Origin of the sequence: Sphingomonas sp., assembly GCF_019635515.1 — a bacterium.
Taxonomy (GTDB): Bacteria; Pseudomonadota; Alphaproteobacteria; order Sphingomonadales; family Sphingomonadaceae; genus Sphingomonas.
Genome location: NZ_JAHBZI010000001.1, coordinates 1268128 through 1286088, shown reverse-complemented (window position 1 = coordinate 1286088; position 17961 = coordinate 1268128). Strand labels below are relative to the sequence as shown.

General features: G+C 65.2%; 19 protein-coding genes, 1 tRNA gene and 1 pseudogene. 10 read left to right on the top strand and 11 right to left on the bottom strand.

Features of this window, described 5'->3' with window-relative positions:
- Window positions 1-110: 110 nt before the first annotated feature.
- On the bottom strand, window positions 111-509 hold the full coding sequence (locus tag KF730_RS06465) for a hypothetical protein (protein ID WP_294093124.1): 399 nt from the start codon (window positions 507-509) through the stop codon (window positions 111-113).
- Window positions 491-1483 carry a cysteine synthase A gene (locus KF730_RS06460; protein ID WP_294093123.1) on the bottom strand — a complete coding sequence of 331 codons (993 nt, stop codon included), beginning with the start codon at window positions 1481-1483 and terminating at the stop codon, window positions 491-493. Before KF730_RS06460 ends, KF730_RS06465 begins: the two co-directional genes overlap by 19 nt.
- Before the next feature lie 136 nt (window positions 1484-1619).
- Here KF730_RS06460 and KF730_RS06455 point away from each other — a divergent pair, with 136 nt between their 5' ends.
- Window positions 1620-2063 carry a hypothetical protein gene (locus KF730_RS06455; protein ID WP_294093121.1) on the top strand — a complete coding sequence of 148 codons (444 nt, stop codon included), beginning with the start codon at window positions 1620-1622 and terminating at the stop codon, window positions 2061-2063.
- On the opposite strand, the gene KF730_RS06450 is transcribed toward KF730_RS06455, so the two are convergent.
- On the bottom strand, window positions 2053-2382 hold the full coding sequence (locus tag KF730_RS06450; RefSeq protein ID WP_294093119.1) for a DUF962 domain-containing protein: 330 nt from the start codon (window positions 2380-2382) through the stop codon (window positions 2053-2055). The genes KF730_RS06455 and KF730_RS06450 overlap by 11 nt on opposite strands.
- On the opposite strand from KF730_RS06450, the gene KF730_RS06445 reads away from it, so the two are divergent.
- Complete coding sequence (locus tag KF730_RS06445) at window positions 2381-2899, top strand: DNA-deoxyinosine glycosylase (RefSeq protein ID WP_294093116.1); 519 nt, start codon at window positions 2381-2383, stop codon at window positions 2897-2899. The two genes, KF730_RS06450 and KF730_RS06445, sit on opposite strands and share 2 nt — an antisense overlap.
- Here the strand turns inward: KF730_RS06445 and KF730_RS06440 are convergent.
- The gene (locus KF730_RS06440; RefSeq protein ID WP_294093114.1) at window positions 2896-3417 is read right to left on the bottom strand and encodes a hypothetical protein; all 522 of its coding nucleotides are present in this window, start codon (window positions 3415-3417) and stop codon (window positions 2896-2898) included. The genes KF730_RS06445 and KF730_RS06440 overlap by 4 nt on opposite strands.
- A gap of 361 nt (window positions 3418-3778) precedes the next feature.
- On the opposite strand from KF730_RS06440, the gene KF730_RS06435 reads away from it, so the two are divergent.
- Together KF730_RS06435 and aat are read left to right on the top strand one after the other, a co-directional pair.
- Window positions 3779-4162 (top strand): hypothetical protein, encoded by a 384-nt coding sequence (locus KF730_RS06435; protein WP_294093109.1) that lies wholly within the window; start codon window positions 3779-3781, stop codon window positions 4160-4162.
- Between the two features lie 88 nt (window positions 4163-4250).
- Window positions 4251-5000 (top strand): leucyl/phenylalanyl-tRNA--protein transferase, encoded by a 750-nt coding sequence (gene aat, locus KF730_RS06430; protein WP_294093102.1) that lies wholly within the window; start codon window positions 4251-4253, stop codon window positions 4998-5000.
- A 35-nt stretch (window positions 5001-5035) separates the two neighbouring features.
- Here the strand turns inward: aat and KF730_RS17785 are convergent.
- The 5 genes and pseudogenes from KF730_RS17785 to KF730_RS06405 form a co-directional block, all read right to left on the bottom strand.
- Window positions 5036-5269 (bottom strand): annotated as a pseudogene (locus KF730_RS17785) (DUF2155 domain-containing protein); the annotation flags it as partial.
- A gap of 182 nt (window positions 5270-5451) precedes the next feature.
- Window positions 5452-5844 carry an NADH:ubiquinone oxidoreductase subunit NDUFA12 gene (locus KF730_RS06420; RefSeq protein WP_294093098.1) on the bottom strand — a complete coding sequence of 131 codons (393 nt, stop codon included), beginning with the start codon at window positions 5842-5844 and terminating at the stop codon, window positions 5452-5454.
- 192 nt (window positions 5845-6036) lie between these two features.
- Complete coding sequence (locus KF730_RS06415; RefSeq protein WP_294093095.1) at window positions 6037-6537, bottom strand: DUF192 domain-containing protein; 501 nt, start codon at window positions 6535-6537, stop codon at window positions 6037-6039.
- A gap of 5 nt (window positions 6538-6542) precedes the next feature.
- The gene (locus tag KF730_RS06410) at window positions 6543-7088 is read right to left on the bottom strand and encodes a cold shock protein (protein ID WP_294093093.1); all 546 of its coding nucleotides are present in this window, start codon (window positions 7086-7088) and stop codon (window positions 6543-6545) included.
- 111 nt (window positions 7089-7199) lie between these two features.
- Complete coding sequence (locus tag KF730_RS06405; protein ID WP_294093091.1) at window positions 7200-7736, bottom strand: RecX family transcriptional regulator; 537 nt, start codon at window positions 7734-7736, stop codon at window positions 7200-7202.
- A 119-nt stretch (window positions 7737-7855) separates the two neighbouring features.
- On the opposite strand from KF730_RS06405, the gene KF730_RS06400 reads away from it, so the two are divergent.
- From KF730_RS06400 to leuD, 6 genes are all read left to right on the top strand, one after another.
- A complete protein-coding gene (locus KF730_RS06400; protein WP_294093089.1) occupies window positions 7856-9625 on the top strand; it encodes a fatty acyl-AMP ligase in 1770 nt (589 codons plus the stop codon).
- 107 nt (window positions 9626-9732) lie between these two features.
- Window positions 9733-12093, top strand: coding sequence for a GGDEF and EAL domain-containing protein (locus KF730_RS06395; protein WP_294093088.1), 2361 nt, complete (start codon window positions 9733-9735; stop codon window positions 12091-12093).
- A gap of 117 nt (window positions 12094-12210) precedes the next feature.
- A tRNA-Trp gene (locus KF730_RS06390) sits at window positions 12211-12287 on the top strand.
- A 322-nt stretch (window positions 12288-12609) separates the two neighbouring features.
- Entirely contained in the window at window positions 12610-13794 is a 1185-nt protein-coding gene (locus tag KF730_RS06385; protein WP_294093086.1) for a CoA transferase, read from the top strand.
- Entirely contained in the window at window positions 13791-15203 is a 1413-nt protein-coding gene (locus tag KF730_RS06380) for a 3-isopropylmalate dehydratase large subunit (RefSeq protein ID WP_294093085.1), read from the top strand. The genes KF730_RS06385 and KF730_RS06380 overlap by 4 nt, the downstream gene beginning before the upstream one ends.
- On the top strand, window positions 15200-15790 hold the full coding sequence (gene leuD / locus KF730_RS06375; RefSeq protein ID WP_294093083.1) for a 3-isopropylmalate dehydratase small subunit: 591 nt from the start codon (window positions 15200-15202) through the stop codon (window positions 15788-15790). The genes KF730_RS06380 and leuD overlap by 4 nt, the downstream gene beginning before the upstream one ends.
- A gap of 86 nt (window positions 15791-15876) precedes the next feature.
- Here leuD and KF730_RS06370 read toward each other — a convergent pair whose 3' ends face one another.
- Together KF730_RS06370 and KF730_RS06365 are read right to left on the bottom strand one after the other, a co-directional pair.
- On the bottom strand, window positions 15877-17004 hold the full coding sequence (locus KF730_RS06370) for a DUF4437 domain-containing protein (protein ID WP_294093081.1): 1128 nt from the start codon (window positions 17002-17004) through the stop codon (window positions 15877-15879).
- Window positions 17005-17018: 14 nt separating this feature from the next.
- Window positions 17019-17951, bottom strand: coding sequence for a DUF4437 domain-containing protein (locus KF730_RS06365; protein ID WP_294093079.1), 933 nt, complete (start codon window positions 17949-17951; stop codon window positions 17019-17021).
- Between the last annotated feature and the right edge of the window lie 10 nt (window positions 17952-17961).

The following is a 17961-nucleotide window of genomic DNA, read 5'->3' as shown; positions in this document are numbered from 1 at the left end:
CCGATTTATCGTGCCGGCATCATAACAGCACACGTGCATCCATGCATCGCGGCAAGCATTCGGAAAACCGCAGAAACCCTGCGAGTCGCCGCTAAAATGGATGGATCTGGTTAATGCTGTCCCTGCCGCGCAGCCTGTTGCTGGCGCGCGATCTTGGCGGCATCGACGGCTTCGGTCGCGCCCGTGCTCGGGGTCACGCCCATTTCGGCGAGCGGCTCGTCCTTGCCCTTTTCGGTGGTGCTGTTCTGGCTGCCGTCGATCATGTTGGCGACGACGGATGCGTTGGGCGCGCCAATGGCGGCCACCGGCACATCCCGGTTTGCCGAAGAAAAGATCGCGCTGGCCAGCCCGATCAATACCAGCACGATCAGCAATCCGGTCATTCCGACCCGAACACGCTGCATCGCCTGGGCAGAGTCCTGATGCGATCCCGACTTCATACCTGTGGCATAAAAGTAACGCGTTAACGGCAGCTTGTCGAGGATAAGCCTCAGCTCGCCGCGAGCCATTCCGGGACGGGAAGCCCCTTGGCCTTCAGCCACTCGCCATTATAGAGCGTTGAAAGATAACGGAATCCGGTGTCGCACAAGATAGTGACGATGCGTTTTCCCGAGCCCAATTGCCGCGCCAGCCGAACCGCGCCGGCAACGTTGATTCCCGAGGATAGCCCAAGGCACAGCCCTTCTTCACTCAACAGCCGGCTGACCCACTCCATTCCCTCGGCATCCGAGACCCGGAATTGCATATCGATCGGCGCGCCCTCGAGATTGGCGGTGATCCGCCCCTGCCCGATCCCCTCGGCAACCGACGATCCTTCGGCGCGCAGCTCGCCACAGGCATAATATTCGTAAAGCGCGGCACCATGCGGGTCGGTCAGCGCGATACAGACTTTCTCGTCCTTGGCCTTGAGCCCCAGTCCGACGCCCGCGATCGTGCCGCCGGTGCCGGCCGAACAGGTGAAGCCATCGATGCGAGCCTCCATCTGCTCCCAGATCTCCTCGGCCGTACCCTGGATATGGGCGCGGCGATTGGCGATGTTATCGAACTGGTTGGCCCACACCGCATTGGGCGTCTCCTCGGCGATCCGCCGCGAGGTGTGCACGAAATGGCCGGGATTGGAGTAAGGCGCGGCCGGCACCAGCACGAGTTCCGCACCCAATGCCCGCAGCGTGTCCATCTTCTCGCGCGATTGCGTCTCGGGCATGACGATGATCGTCTTGTAGCCTTTGGCGTTGGCGACCAGCGCCAATCCGATTCCGGTATTGCCCGCGGTCCCTTCAACGATCGTCCCGCCCGGTTCGATCGCACCGCGCGCCTCGGCATCCTCGACGATGTAGAGCGCGGCACGATCCTTTACCGAAGCACCGGGATTGGCGAACTCGCATTTGCCGTAGATCTCGCAGCCGGTCGCTTCGCTTGGCCCTTTCAGCCGAACCAGCGGAGTATTGCCAATCAGCGCCAGCGTATCGGGTGTCGTGTGCATGGCGACTAGATAGGGGCGCAGTGCCACGCTCGGCAAGCAAGCGATGCTTGTCGCCCGCCAACCCGGAATCCGGCAGCGTCTTGACCCGCCCGCGACTCACGACTACATTTGTAGTCAATTAGTTCGAGGAGAGGACATGCCCACTTTCACCTATGCCGCAGCGGCGCTCGCAGCGCTCGGCGCGACCATGCTTGCGACAGCGCCGGCCACCGCCCCGTTCCATCATGAAGACGGCCTTGGCGCCGCGATCAGGGCGGCAGGCGAACGCCAGGATCCAATCGTCACCAAGGCCGACAAGGCCCTGATCGCCGCGAAGTGCGGCTACGCCGCCGATTGGGACGGCCACAATATCTCGATCAACGATGGCGTGCTGAAATGCGCCGATGGCAGGAAGATCGACGATCCCGAGGTCCGCGCCATGTCCAAGGCCATCTCGGCGCGCGCCGACAAATATGTCGAAGGCATCATGAGCGACCCCGCCGTCAAGCGGGCGATGGACGGCACGATCGAGCGCGAGACCAGGGCGGCGCTGGAGAAGGTGCGCGCCAAGCTCGATCGGATAAAGGTCGTTATCGAGTAACCCCGGCCCGCTTCAGGTGCGGGCCCAGCCGGTCGAACAGCCAGAGGAAGAACATCCTGTAGTCTGAAAGCAGTGACCAGAGCGGATAGGTGAAGGTCGCCGGACGGTTCTTCTCGACGCCGAAATGCGCCGCCCAGGCGAAGCCATATCCCGCAAGCGGCACCAGCAGCCACCACCAGCCGCCGGTACCCGCCGCGATCAGCAGGAACCACAGACTGAGCACGGTGCCGATATAATGCAGCGCCCGGGTCTGCGGCTTCGAATGCTCGCGCAGATAAAAGGGCCAGAATTCGCGATAGGTGGTGATGGTGCGGGCCATGCGCCAAGGCTATCGCAGCAGCATGGAATCGCGCAAGCACAGCTTTCCACCTATCGTCGATGCCCGTGTCCGCCTGCTCGTGCTCGGCTCGCTTCCCGGCGAGCGCTCGCTGGCCGAACGACGCTATTACGCGCATCCGCAAAACCAGTTCTGGCAGCTGATCTCGGCCGCCGCCGGCTGCGACCTCGCCGCCCTTCCCTATGAAACCCGGCTGGCGGCACTGCTCAAAACGCATATCGGTTTGTGGGACGTTGTCGCCAGCGCCACCCGCCCCGGCAGCACCGACGCCGCGATCCGCGATGTGAAAGGCCATGACATTGCCGCCTTGGCCATCACGCTTCCCGATCTCCGCGCGATCGCCTTCAATGGCGGGACCGCACTCAAACACGGCATGAAGCAGCTCAGCGCCACGGCGGCACGCTACGAGATCGTCGCCCTGCCCTCGAGCAGCCCGCTCCATACGGTCGGACTCGCAGCCAAGCTGCCCGCATGGCAGGCGCTCAGGGCCTTCCTCTAGATACCGGCATTGTCCGCGGTCGCCGACACGGCATTGTCGGCCTCTTCGGCCCTCGCCCCGTCGAGCTTTTGCCCCGCGCATCCCGTCAGCGTCCTTGCGCCGATCTTCACTACCGCCCTGAGCGGCAGCGTCTGCTTCTCCCCGCCAACCTCAAGGCAACTCTCGCCCGAAAGCGTAATCGTCACCGCCTCGCCCTTGGCGGTCCGCGTTTCGATCACCGCGACGGTACCGGCGATCTTCGGCGCTTGGACAGACCATATGATCTTGGCGCCGTCCCTGGCGCCATAATCCTCGAACTCGATCTTGCCGGGCTCGATGCCGAGCAACCAATAGGGCTCGGTCCCGAACGCCTCGACGCGCTTGCCGAAATCGACGCCCGCCAGGCTGGTCGCAGTCGGCTTGGGCAGCAGCACCGCCGGATCGAGCGTTACATTCTCGCCCTGCCTGGCCGCCTCATCCGATCCGCCGCAACCTCCAAGCAACAGCATCGGCACCATGGCAATCGATATCGCGCGCATTGGTTTTCCCTCATTTCACCGAAACGTGGGCGCCACCCCGCTGGCGGTCAAGCGGTGTCCGGGTCAGAGGTTCCCGCGTCCAAGGCGGCTTCATCATCCTCCCCTCGACGGCCGTCCGCCGCCTCGCTGAAACCGGCCGCCCAGCGCATGATCGGCCCGCTGCACGGCGGCAGAATCGACCACGCCGGCACAACAATCGCCTTTGGACGCATCCCGGAAATGCGCGAATTCCACGAATAGACGCAGGCGATTCACGCTGACGAAACATTAGCAAAGCTATACCGCGTCGCACAAAAAGAATGTGACTTTATATCCCGAATCGCTTGACGATTCCTGTCCTGTCGGAGAAACCGGTTTCGCTATGAACAAAAGCCCAATTTTCGCCGCCGCCGCCGCGCTCCTGTCGCTTGCGGCCTGTAATGAAAACAAGCCCGAGGAAGTCAGCGCCATCGCTCCGGATCCCCAGGCGGAAGCGCTGAAAAACGCACCCAAGGTCGAGCTTCCGCCCGCGATCGCGGCATCGGTGGCGATGCGCTGCGGCGACAACAGCCTCGTCTATGTCGATTTCTTCCAGGGCGACAAGATGGCCCTGCTGCGTACCGTCAAGGGCGGCGCCGCGACCACGCTCAAGGCCGCGAACGCCGGCGAGCCCTATGTCGCGGACGGCGGCTACAAGATCACCGGCACCTCGAAGAGCGCGACGGTCGTCACGCCGAACCAGGGCACGCGCACCTGCCACGCCTGATCGGTTCAGCCATCCGGATAATTTTCGGGGCCGGCGGGCATTCTCGCCGGCCCCTTTTCATGCCAGCCTGCGTTTCACGGATGAAACGATGAGCCACCCCCTACCCCCGCATCTGGAGCTCGATCCCGATCTCGTGCTCCGCGCCTATGCGATGGGTGTGTTTCCGATGGCCGATCACCGGCTTGCGGCGAGCGTCTATTGGGTCGAGCCCAAATTGCGCGGGGTGCTGCCGCTCGACCATTTCCATCTTTCACGCTCACTCAGAAAGACGATCCTGTCGAACCGGTTCCGGGTAACCGTCGACACCGAATTCCAGCGAATCATGCAGCTTTGCGCGGAGTCCGCGCGGGATCGTCCGGACACCTGGATCAACGGCCCGATCGAGCGCGTCTTCGTCGAGTTGCACCGCCGCGGTTTCGCCCATTCGATCGAATGCTGGGACGGCAACCGGCTGGCGGGCGGACTATACGGCCTCGCGCTTGGCCGCGCCTTTTTCGGCGAGTCGATGGTCACGCGGGTCCGTGACGCATCCAAGGTCGCCTTCGCGCACCTCGTCGCCCGGTTGAAGGCCGGCGGCTTCACCTTGCTCGATTGCCAGTTCCAGACCGATCACCTCGCCACGCTAGGCGCGGTCGAGATACTGCGCGACGACTATGTCGCGTTGCTGGACGGCGCGCTAGGCGCCGGCTCGGCCGGGCTTGCCGAAGGGGCGCCATCCGTGGCCGGCGATTTTTTCGCGCTCGATCGCGACGCCGCGCCAGCGCCGGAAGGCGCCGCGACGGTATCCGGCCCGCTATCCTTGAAGGTCATCGCACAGCTCTTGGGCCAGACATCGTAGATTGCGTGCTGGACGACGTTGAGCGCCGGGCGCTCCTTGAACAGCCAGCCCGAGAAGACGCGCAGCCATTTCTTGTCGAGCTGTTCGATATCGACCTGGACGAACGCGCCGGTAAGCTGCTCATTCTCCCACGGTGCTGTCTTCTCGCAGGCGCGCAGATGGACGATCACATTATCGATCCGCGCCGCCTGACCCGGCTTGAGCTTGAACTCGCGGGTCACGCCGTTGCGCTTGTTGAGGATGCCGAGCACCGCCTCGCGCTCGGCCATCGGTGTCGCGGAAGCGTCTTCGGTGCTGCCATCGGGGCGCACCGCGATCACTTCGGGGCCCTCCGCGCTGGCATTGCCGGTCGTCACGACCTCGTCGGCCGCGGCATTGTTGCCTCCGCCGCCGCCGGTACAAGCCCCGAGCGCCAGCGCCAGCAGGGCCGCGGCGTGCGGGCCGCGCAACTTCATGCGCCGGGGGTCCATGCCTCGTAATCGCCGGTCGCGGCGGCACGGCGCGCGCCCTTTTCCAGCGCGCCGGGCGGACGATAGGCCAGCTCCGTACCGGTCAGATTGGGCTCGGGGGGCTTTTCCCAGGCGCGCGGCGCGGGCAGCGCGGCATCGGGGGCTTCGTCGATCTGATGGTGCAGCCAGCTGAACCATTCCGGCGGCACCCGGCTGGCGTCGTTGGAGCCGGCATACATCACCCAGCGGCGCGGCATTCCGTGCATGTCACTGCCGCCTTGCCAATAGACATTGCCGAACGCGTCCTCGCCCACCCGCTCCTTGCCGCGCAGGCCAACCCAGGTGCCGAACGTGGCGCCTTCCCACCAGGTGAAGATATTCTTGAAGATACCCATGCCGGGCGATTAGCGCGGGGCACAAACGGAGGCAATCAAATTGGCTTGCCGTTGCGCTCGCGAATGTTCCCAATGTTCGCACTGACCATGGGTGTCCCAGCCAGCGATGTCAAAGAACGGCGTCGCGGCCGTCAAGACGACGCCGGGCTCCGAGCCAAGCAGGCGAAATCCCGCATTGCAAGACCGACAGCCCTACCGCCCCTGCCCCGGCCAGCTGACCTTATCGCCCGGCGCGATCCCCAGTTCGGCCGCCTTGCCGCCGTTGATCTCCAGCACCGCGTTGACCGGCTCGCCCGATTTCACCGGCTCCTCCGAATAGGGCACGGTGTTCTCCGCGATATGCGCGATCGTGCCGTCGGGGCGAATGAAGATGATGTCGAGCGGGCTCGGCGTGTTCTTCATCCAGAAGCTCGCCTCACGCGGGCCGCCGCCCTCGGCCGGGTAGGGTGTGAAGATCATGCCGCCATCGGCCGGGATGTTGGTGCGAAACATCAGCCCGCGCTCCTGCTCCGCTGGACTGCGCGCGACATCGACATTGAATACCCGAGCGCCGCCGCTCGACTGGATCGTCACCTGAACCTTGGGCGCGGCCTGCTCGGCGCTGGTACTGGCGCCCGCGTCATTCTTGCACGCCGCATTGCCGAGCAAGATCAGCGCGGCAAGCGCTGCCGTAATTCCACGCTTCGAAACCATGATGTTCAGCCGGTCCTTTCGACCGCTACCGCGAGCGGTCCCTTATCGCCATCGACGATGCGCGCCCGCAGGGGCTGGCCCGGCTCGATCTCTTCGATCTCGGCGCGCCGCAACGTCTCCATATGGACGAATATATCCGCCGAGTCGCTTGCGCGCACCAGGAATCCATAGCCCTTCAGCCGATTGAACCATTTCACCTCGACCGGCTCAAACGGACCCGCCGCGGCGATCATTTCGAGCCGGTCGGCGCGATCGGCCGGGCGCCTGGGCGCCTCGACCGCATGGCTCAGATCGATCGACTTGATCTCCTTCGCCTGCAAGCCCCGGTTGCGCTGCACGGCAGTGCATTCCACCCGCGCGCCTTCGGGCAGGCTGCGGCGGCCATGCTCCTGCAGCACGGTGAAATGGATCAGGATATCGCCGACGCTGTCATCGTCCGCGACGACAAAACCAAAGCCCCTGGTGACATCGAACCATTTGACGACGCCCGAATAAACTAGCCCCTCTGACGCCTGGTCGGCATCGAACGCATCATTTACCGGCGTCTCCACGGCGATGTCTCTCGACACAAGCTGCGGGTCAGCACCCATTTTCATTGTCCCCCAACGAACAACTTTAACATGAGATTTTCCATAAATGGAATGTCTTTGTGCGATTCGATCCTAATCGGATTGGAGCAATGCTTCGGGGTCGTCGCCCGGCATCATGCGCACCAGCTTGCGCGCGAGATCGGGGGCGTGCCCGGCACGAATCATCGCCGCCAGTTGCTTTTCCCGCGAAGGCCGGTCCGCCGCCTCGCGGGCATAGGGCCCGATCCGCTTGCGCCGGGCGAAGGCGATCGCGCTGGCGGCGGTATTCTCCTGAATGATCGGCGCCACCGCCTCGGCGTCCTCACTCCGGATCCCGTCGAAATGCAGCGCCTGGTTCACGCGCCGGGCACCCATGCCGCGCCGCCCCATCGCCCCCGCCTTGCTCTCGGCATAGGCGCGATCGTTGACATAGCCGAGATCGGCCATGCGCTGAGCGAGCGCTTCCGGATCGGGCTGCGCCTCGCCGCCCCATCCGCGTTCACGGATCTTTCTGCGAAGATAGTCGCTTAGCTTGCCCCGCGTGGTGGCGTAGCGCTCGACATAGCGAAGGGCGAACCATTCGAGATCGGAAGCCTTGAGGGGCTCGAGAGGACGTTTGCTGCGGCGCATGCGCCATGATTGTGCCACAGTGGCAACGGATTTTGAACGATAGTGCATTGCAGAGGCTGAAACGAGTTTTTGCGTCGTGGGGGCACGACAAGCCTTTAGACAGGGGCACGGACAAAAGAATGAATTTGCAAGTTTCGGGATCGCACGAGACCAGCGCGGACCAGGCAAAGCCGGTCCCGACGCCGACTGACGACACACTGCCGCGTATTCTGGCCGACTTCCCCACACTGGGCGAAGCGCTGGACTATGCCGCACAAGGCGTGCGTGGGCTCAATTTCCACGATGCGCGCGGCACGCTCGTGCGCCCTTACCCCTTCTCCGAGCTGCGCATTGACGCGCTGGCCCAGGCGCACCGGTTGATCGCCGCCGGCGTCAAGCCGCAGGATCGCATCGCGCTGATCGCCGAGACCGGCCCGGACTTCGCGTCCCTGTTCTTCGGCGCGGTCTATGCCGGCGCCTGGCCAGTGCCGCTGCCGCTGCCGACCAGCTTTGGCGGCGCGCAAAGCTATATCGATCAGCTGTCGGTGCAGCTGAAGAGCAGCGATCCGCTGATGCTGATCTATCCGCCCGAGATCGGCGCGATGTGCGCCGAGGCTTCGCGTCTTTGCGGTGTCGAAGGGATCGCGTGGGACGCGTTCACGGCTCGCGAGGCGCCCGAGGCCGAGTTGCCCAAGGCCGACACGTTCGACATCGCCTATCTGCAATATTCGAGCGGTTCGACTCGCTTCCCGCACGGCGTGGCGATCACCCACAACGCCCTGCTCCACAATTTGTCGTCGCACTCGCACGGCATGCATCTGCAAGAGGGTGACCGTGTCGTCTCGTGGCTACCCTGGTATCATGACATGGGGCTGGTCGGCTGCCTGCTCGGCCTGATCGCAAACCAGGTCTCGTGCGACTATCTCAAGACCGAGGATTTCGCTCGCCGTCCGCTGGCGTGGCTCGATCTGATCAGCCGCAATCCCGGCACCTCGATGAGCTATTCACCGACGTTCGGCTACGATATCTGCGCGCGCCGCATGTCGAGCCAGACCAAGGCGAGCGATCGTTTCGATCTCAGCCGCTGGCGCGTCGCCGGCAATGGCGCCGACATGATCCGCCCGGACGTGATGCAGGCGTTTGTCGATGCCTTCGCCGATGCCGGATTCAAGGCCAGCTCGTTCGTGCCCAGCTACGGCCTCGCCGAAGCAACGCTGGCGGTGTCGATCATGCCCCCGGGCGAAGGCATCCAGGTCGAGCTCGTCGAGGAAACCCAGCTCTCCGGCGGCGTCTCGCGCGCCGACCGGCCGCAGCGCTACCGCGCCATCGTCAATTGCGGCAAGGCCGCACGCGACATGGAGATACAGGTCCGCGAGGAAGACGGCACGCCGCTTCCCGACAAGGCGATCGGCAAGGTCTGGTGCCGTGGCCCCAGCGTGATGGTCGGCTATTTCCGCGATCAGGAAGCGACCGATGCGTGCCTGGTCGATGGCTGGCTCGATACCGGCGACATGGGCTATCTCTCGGACGGCTATATCTACATCGTCGGCCGGGCGAAGGACATGATCATCATCAACGGCAAGAACCACTGGCCCCAGGATATCGAATGGGCCGTGGAGCAGCTGCCGGCGTTCAAGCAGGGCGACGTCGCGGCCTTCGCGATCACCACCCCCGGCGGCGAAGAGACACCGGCAGTGCTCGTCCAGTGCCGCACCTCGGACGAAGAGGAACGCGTTCGCCTCCGCGACGAGATCCGCGAGCGCGTCCGCACCGTCACCGGCATGAACTGCGTGATCGAACTGGTTCCCCCGCGCACCTTGCCTCGTACCAGCTCGGGCAAGCTCTCGCGCGCCAAGGCGCGCAACCAGTACCTCAACGGCGAGATCAAGCCCTACCCGCTGGCGGCTTGAGGAAAATCCTCCACCAAGGGGGGACGGACTGAAGCCCCCACAAAAATCTCACACCCACCACCTGAACCTAACCACTCGCTAACCTCCGCTCCGGTACATTCCGTAGCGTGACACGCCAGACGACTTCCCAATTCGCCAGGCCGCGCATCGATGCGCGTGCGCTGCTTGGCCTTTACGACCCGGCCGATACCACCGATTGGGGGCCGATCCGGGCCGCGCAGATGCACGCCGGCAGTCAACTCGCCCTGTTCATGCTCGCCGCCAATCTGATCGGCGCCGCGCTGATCACGCTGATCCTCGCCCCGCTGGTGCCGCTATGGCAGCTTGCCAGTTGGAGCGCGCTGGCCGCCGCCGTCGGCGTCGCGGTCGCGTTCCGCCGCCTCAGCAAGCGCCATCGCACCGCCGTCACCGCGACGCTACGCGACGTCCGCGACACGGTACTGGACGGGATCGCACTGGGCGCGGTCTGGTCGATCCCGCCGCTCGCCTTCGGGCATTCGGTCGATGCCAGCGCCGCGCTCGGCCTATGGATCATCCTGTCGCTGCTGATGACCGCGTCGGCGGTGGCGATGGCTGCCCTGCCGCTGGCGACGATCGCCTTCGTCTCGATCGTCGGCGCGTCGATCGTAACCGCGCTCGCCTTCATCGCGTCGCCGGTGCTCGCCGCCGCCGCCGCCTTGTTCACCGTGCTGCTGATCATGGCCACCTTCGGACGCGGCAAGGCGCTGGTCGTCATCCGCGCCGGCGAGATCGGCATATCCGAACGCGATCAGACGCTCAGCCTGTTGCTGCGCGAAACCACCGAAGATACCGACGCCGACTGGCTGTGGGAAATCGATGCGCAGCGCCGCGTCATCCGCGCCAACCCGCGCTTCGCGGTGTCGCTGGGCGCCGATCCCAAGACGATCAACGGCACGCCGTTCCTCCAGGTGCTGGCGGGGCCGACCTGGGAAGCCGGCAATTTCGCCGCCGGCCTGCGCGAGCTCGCCGGCAAATTGAAGGCACGTGAATCATTCCACGGCCTCCTCTTGCCGGTGCAGGTACAAGGCGAGGAGCGCTGGTGGGAAATGTCCGCCTCGCCCCGCTATGATGATGGCGGCGGCTTTTGCGGCTTTCGCGGCGTCGGCTCGGACGTCACCGAGGCGCGCAAGTCCGCCGACAAGATCAACCGTATGGCGCGCTACGATACGCTGACCGGCCTGCCCAATCGCCTGCTGATCAACGAGACGCTCGCGGCGGCGATGGCCGATGCCGAGAAATGGAGCTCGCGCTGCGCCTTCATGATGATCGATCTCGATCGTTTCAAGGCGGTCAACGATACGCTTGGCCATCCGATGGGCGACCGTCTGCTCGGCCGGGTCTCCGAGCGGCTCAAGAAATTGATGACCGAGAACGAGATGATCGGGCGCCTCGGCGGCGACGAGTTTGCCGTGGTCGTCCGCGATTCGACCGATACCGCGCGCACCGAACGGCTGGCGCAGGCGATCGTCGATACCCTCTCCGACCCGTATGAAGTCGATCAGCACACGCTCTATATCGGCTGCTCGATCGGCCTCGCCACCGGCCCGCGCGACGGTCGCACCGCCGAGATGCTGATCCGCTCGGCCGATCTCGCGCTCTATCGTTCGAAAGATGCCGGCGGCGGCGTCTTCCATGCCTATGAGCCCCAGCTCCACATGGCCGCCGAGGAGCGCCGCGTTCTCGAAATCGCGCTGCGCCAGGCGGTCGAGAATGGCGAGATGCACCTCAACTACCAGCCGGTCGTCAATGCGGACTCGGGTCAGCTGACCGGGTTCGAGGCGCTGCTGCGCTGGACGCATCCCGAATTCGGCAATGTCTCACCCGCCAAGTTCGTGCCTTTGGCCGAGGAGGCGCGCCTGATCGCGCCCATCGGCGAATGGGTGTTGCGGACCGCCTGCGATGAAGCCGCGCGCTGGGATCTGCCGGTCCGCGTCGCGGTCAATGTCAGCCCCGAGCAGCTCCACAACCCGGCCTTCGTCGGCATCGTCGCGCAGGCGCTGGCGCAGTCGGGCCTGCCGCCCGAACGGCTCGAGCTGGAAGTCACCGAGGGCGTTTTCATGCATGAGGGCACGATGGCGATCCAGGTGCTGGAGAAGATCCTCGATCTCGGCATCCGGCTGAGCCTCGACGATTTCGGCACCGGCTATTCCTCGCTCGGCTATCTCGCTCGCACGCGTTTCAGCTCGATCAAGATCGACCGCAGTTTCGTCCAGGGCGCGTCGCAGGGCACCAAGGAAGCGATCGCGATCATCCGCGCCGTCGTGGCGCTGGCCGACAGCCTCGGCATGGCGACCACCGCCGAGGGCGTCGAGACCGAGGAAGAGCACCATATGGTCCAGGCGCTGGGCTGCACCAAGGTCCAGGGCTATTATTTCGGCCGGCCCTTGCCCGTCCACGAAGCGCGGGCGCTGGCGATGCGTCCGATGGGCGGCAGCGTCGCCGCCTAGGGCGATCGGGCGGCCGCCTCGATATCGATCAAGCACAGAGCCTGGCGAGACGACATAGATGCCGCAAGACTAGCCCTTGCCCCCCGCCCCACCGTCCGCTAAAGGCGCGGACCGCACAGGGGTGTAGCTCAGCTGGTTAGAGCGTCGGTCTCCAAAACCGAAGGCCCTCGGTTCGAATCCGAGCTCCCCTGCCATTTTGCGTTCACAGTCAGATCTTTCGTGCAATCGGCGCCGCCGAAGCGCGTCGGCGCGATGGACGCGTTTCGTCATGCACGATGCTCGATCCGGTGAAGCCACCTTACACCGCGTCACCTCCCGCAAATCGCTATTGGCGGCCAGAGCCCCGTCCTGATCGAACCCGTTACCGCCTCAAGGCGCAGCCGCTTGTTCCCCATTTTCCGCCCCAAGCTTCCGACCGTTGCGGGTCGAAGCTAGAAACCATATTGGCATCTTTTTGTTATATATTTATATCAAATGCGAGTCTAACGTCGGGGAAAGAGGCGGATTCGAGGATATATGGGCGAACAGACGCTGCCGCTTGCCGGCATCAGGATTGTTGAATTCTCGCATATGGTGATGGGTCCCGCAGTCGGCGTGATCCTCGCCGATCTGGGCGCGGACGTGATCAAGGTCGAGCCGGTCGGTGGCGACCAAACGCGGCGGCTGCTGGGATCGGGCGCAGGCTATTTCCCGATGTTCAACCGCAACAAGCGCAGCATCTGCCTGGACCTGAAGAGCGCGAAGGGCCTGGATGCGGCGCGGCGGCTGGCGGAGCGCGCCGATATCGTAATCGAGAATTTCCGGCCCGGCACGCTCGATCGGCTGGGCTTGGGCTATGAGGCGCTGCGCGCGCGCAACGAGCGGCTGATCTATTGCTCGGCCAAGGGCTTCCTGGCGGGCCCCTATGAAAACCGGACCGCGCTGGACGAAGTCACGCAGATGATGGGCGGCCTCGCTTATATGACCGGGCCGCCGGGACGCCCCTTGCGCGCCGGCTCATCGGTAATCGATATCACCGGCGGGATGTTCGGCGTGATCGGGATTCTCGCCGCGCTCGAACGGCGCCACCGCACGGGCCAGGGCGGCGAAGTGAAATGCTCGCTGTTCGAGACGACGGCATTCCTGGTCGGCCAGCACATGGCGCAGAAGGCAGTGACCGGCGAAGCCGCCGCGCCGATGCCGGTGCGGGTTTCTGCCTGGGCGATCTATGACGTGTTCGAAACCGCCAATACCGATGAGCAATTGTTCGTCGGGGTGGTCAGCGACGGCCAATGGCAGGCCTTTTGCCAGGCGTTCGGGCTCGAGACGCTGGCGGCCGACCCGGCCCATGCGACCAATAATCAGCGGGTGCTGGCGCGCGATACGCTATTGCCCCGGGTCCGCGAACTGTTCAGGACGCTGACCCGGGCCGAGCTTATCGCAAGGCTCGAAACGATCGGCCTGCCTTTCGCGGCGATCGTGCGGCCCGACGAGCTGTTCGATGATCCGCACCTGGTAGCCGGCGCCGGGCTGGTCGATGTCACCATTCCCGGCGGTGAGCAGACCCGCCTGCCAGCCCTGCCGATCGCCTTCGACGACAAGCGGCCCGCGCTGCGTCACGATATCCCCGCCATCGATCAGGACGGCGCGGACATCCTGCGCGAGATCGGGCTCGCGGAAGCGGATATCGCCGAACTGACCCGGGCTGCCCTCGCCGAATGACCCCTCGCACCGCATTCGAGAAGATCTGGTCCGATCATCTGGTGGCGGACCTGGGCGATGGCACCGGCCTGCTGCTGGTCGATCGGGTGCTGCTGCACGAACGCACCGGCGGAGTCGCCCTGAACAGCCTGGCCGAGGCGGGCCGCAAAGTCGTCGCGCCGGCGCAGGTTTTCGCGACGATGGACCATGTCGTCGATACGAGACCCGGCCGCACCGACGCCACCCTGATGCCCACGGGTACCCAGTTCATCGCCGCGACCCGCGCCGCCGCGCGCGCCGCCGGGCTGACTTTGTTCGATCTCGGCGATCCGCGCCAGGGTATCGTTCATGTCATCTCGCCCGAACTGGCGATCGTCCTGCCGGGCCTGACCCTCGTTTGTCCCGACAGCCATACCTGCAGCCAGGGCGCGCTCGGCGCGCTGGCCTGGGGAATCGGATCCAGCGAGGCGGAGCACGCGCTGGCTACAAACACGATCCGCGTCCGCAAGCCGAAGACGATGCGCATCACCGTCAATGGCAGGCTGGGCCTGGGCGTTACCGCCAAGGATCTGGCGCTGCACCTGCTCGAGCGTTTCGGCTCGGTCGGCGCAAAGGGGCATGTCGTCGAATATGCCGGGGAAGCAGTGCGCGCGCTCGACGTGGAGGCGCGGCTGACCCTGTGCAACATGGCCACCGAATTCTCCGCCTTCAGCGCGTTCATCGCCGCCGACCAAATTGTGTTCGACTATCTGCAGGGCCGCACCTATGCCCCGGCCGGGGTGGAATGGGATCGCGCGGTCGCCGACTGGCGCGGGCTCACCACCGACGAAGGCGCGGTGTTCGATGCCGAACTCGCCATCCACGCCGCCGACGTCGCGCCGATGGTCAGCTGGGGCACCAGCCCGCAACAGGCGGTGCCGCTCGGCAGGCCGGTGCCCGATCATGCCGCAGTCGCGGCGCGCGACGCGCGCGAAGCCTATGACCGCGCGCTCGGCTATATGGGGCTCACGCCCGGCCAGGCGATCGAGGGACTGGCGATCGACGCCGCCTTTATCGGATCGTGCACCAACAGCCGTCTGTCCGACCTGCGCAGGGCGGCCGCCATCCTGCAAGGGCAGCGGGTCGCCGATGGCGTCCGTGCGATCTGCGTTCCCGGGTCGACTGCCGTGAAGGCCGCCGCCGAAGCGGAAGGGCTCGACCGCGTCTTCCGCGACGCGGGGTTCGAATGGCGCGAGTCCGGCTGTTCGATGTGCTTCTTCGCTGGCGGTGAGAGCTTCGGGCCGCAAGAACGGGTGATCAGCTCGACCAACCGCAATTTCGAGAGCCGCCAGGGGCCGGGCACGCGCACCCACCTGGCCTCGCCCGAAACCGTCGCTGCCTCAGCCATCGCCGGCCATATCGCCGATCCGCGCGGGATGGCCGGCGCATGACACCGTTCACGACCCTGACCGCGATCGCAGCACCGCTGATCCGCGACAATATCGATACCGATGCGATCATTCCGTCGCGCGAGATGAAATCGGTCGGCAAGACCGGCCTGGCCGACGGCCTGTTCGCCGGATGGCGCTACACCGCGATGGGGTCGCGCGACCCCGATCCGGGGTTCGTGCTCAACGATCCGCATTATGCAAAGGCCCGGATTCTGCTCGCGGGCGCCAATGTCGGCTGCGGATCGAGCCGCGAACACGCCGCCTGGGCGCTGGCCGAATATGGGTTTCGGGCGATCGTCGCCGTATCGTTCAACCCGATCTTTCGCGGCAATTGCGTCCGCAACGGCATCGTCCCGGTCGAGATCGACGCGAACGGAATCGAGGCGGACGGCCCGATCACGATCGACCTGCCCCGCCAGATACTGACGACCACATCGGGACGCGAGATGCCCTTCGCGATCGACGCCGAGGCCAAGGCGATGCTGATCGGCGGGCTCGACGCGATCGACCTGACGCTGACCCGCGCGGACGAGATCGCCCGTTTTCGCGAACAGGACCGCGCCCGGCGCCCCTGGGTCTATTTCTGATCGAGCCGACCGGGTCGATCCAGCTTAGGCAAAAAAGGGCCGTCGAAGCGGCCCGGAAGGCTTGCAGGAAATTCCGCCCGGCGGACTTATTCGTGAGGTTCGTAGCGCGGCACGTTGTAATCGTATTTCCGCCACTCGCCGTTGAGATATTCGATCCCGGTCTTGTAGCTGCAATCGGTGACATAGGTTGCCCAGAGCCGCGTTCCGGTGCGCACCAGGGTCCAGCCCCAGTTCGCTTCGCCATTGCCCTTTTTCAGATTGCCGTCGCCGTCGCGTTCGCCGGGAGGCGACTGGGCAACGGTGCCGTGGCCGACGCCGGCGGCGCGCCAGAAATAACCGCGCGTGCCCCTTTTGTAGCTGGATATGCCCTGCTCGACGCACTCGCCGCCATAGACCGCGCGGGTCGGTCCCCGTTCGTCAATGGTGGCGACGCGGGTGCCCTCGGGGATATAATATTCCTCGAAGCTGGGATGTACTTCGGCACCGCCGCCGAAATTGCCGGGATTGGAACTGGGCGGCGCGGGAATGCTGGAGACGAAGGTCATCCAGGTCATCTCGCCCGTATCCGGATCCTTGCGCATCAGGTTATGCAGATATCCGGGGAAGTTTCCGCCGGTGCGGTACGCGGGGAACGGCTCGTCGATATACCAGGCCTCGTTATAGCGGTTCCAGTCGCGAACCCGGGCGTAAGCGCGCGCGCCCTTCTTTCCCTTGCTCGCGGCGACGAAGCGCGGCGTCCCCTTGAACCATTGCAGCAGCACCGCGCCCTGACGCGAAGCCACCGGCCCGCGAAACACGCCCGCCGGGATATAGCTGTAGGAATATTTGCTGAGCTTCTCGTCGCCAATGGCCAGGTCACCGTCGAGCACGACGATCTCGTTATCGACTTCGTCATAGCCCGCCGGCAGCGCCCAGCCTGCGGGCACATAGGTGATCTGCGCCACCGCTTCCATGCTTGGCGACTGGCTCAGCAGCCGGCGATAAAGGCCCGTGGTGAAGCCGGGGGCGGCGAACGGCTCCCACGTCACGAACTCGATATTGGGGATGTTGTGCATCAGTCCCGGGCGGCCTTCCACCTCATAGCCCTTGGCGGGCACGAGGAAAGGCGGCGCTTGGCTGACCGTGGGCGGGCCATAGGATTGGGCAAGCGCGGGGCCTGCGAGCAGGGTCAAGCCGGCCGGCAGGGCCAGGGTCAGGTGCGATTTACGCGTCATGATGGTTCCCCTCCTCACTTGGCATCGCCGGCGGGTTCGGCGCAGGTGTTGGCGTAGCTCTTCCAGGTTCCCGGACCACTGCGGTACAGCCACACCGAATAGCTGTCGGAAAAATGGCTGAGGCCGCCATGGGCGATGCCGGCGGGGCGGAAGAAATAGCCGTTGGGGGCATAGGTGCCCGCCACTTGCCCCTGGGGCAGGCATTCGGCGATCGTCAAATCGCCGGCAAGCATGAAGCCCTCTTCCCAGCCCTTGCTGGTCGCCCAGAGCGGCAATTGCCCCTCCCCGCTCATCACCGGATAGCCGCCCGGCGCGGTCGAGATCCAGGTCGCCTCCCCGGTGGCCGGATCGGCGCGGAGCAGCTTCACCCGCACCGGCGAGTTCTTCATCACCGGCTCGTCGCGGAACTTCGGCAGCACGGCGGGGGTGGTCGTCGGCACGTCGTTATAGGCGGCGCCATCGACCGCACCCGGCTTGGCGCCCGCGCGAGAGGTCGCGCTCGCCACATAATCTGGTGCGCCGCTCCAGAAGAACAGGACGGTCGCGCCCCCCTTGGAGCCGAAGCTGTGGGCGGTGCCGGCCGGATAATAGGCATAGGCATAGCGGCCCATCGGCTTATCCCCGATACTAATCCCGCCCTCAACGACGAACATCTCAAGATCGGCGCTGTGATAGCCCGAGGGCTGCGTCCAGCCTGCCGGCAAGGTGACGAGCATCGTCCGCGCACCGGTCTTCTCATCGAAGCTCAGCTGCTTATACTCGACCGGCGGGAGGCCGGCGAATACCAGCGGACGCAGGTGCAGGTTGCGGGGCGCGACGAAGCCGACAAACTCGGTCGAGCGGTCCCGCGACTGCGGGATGCGGATGTCCTGGGCCAGCGCCTCCGTTCCGAACAGCAGCGCGCCGCACAGTGAGAGGCCCGTTCGCAGTCTCTTGCTTATCGGCATTGTTAGCTCC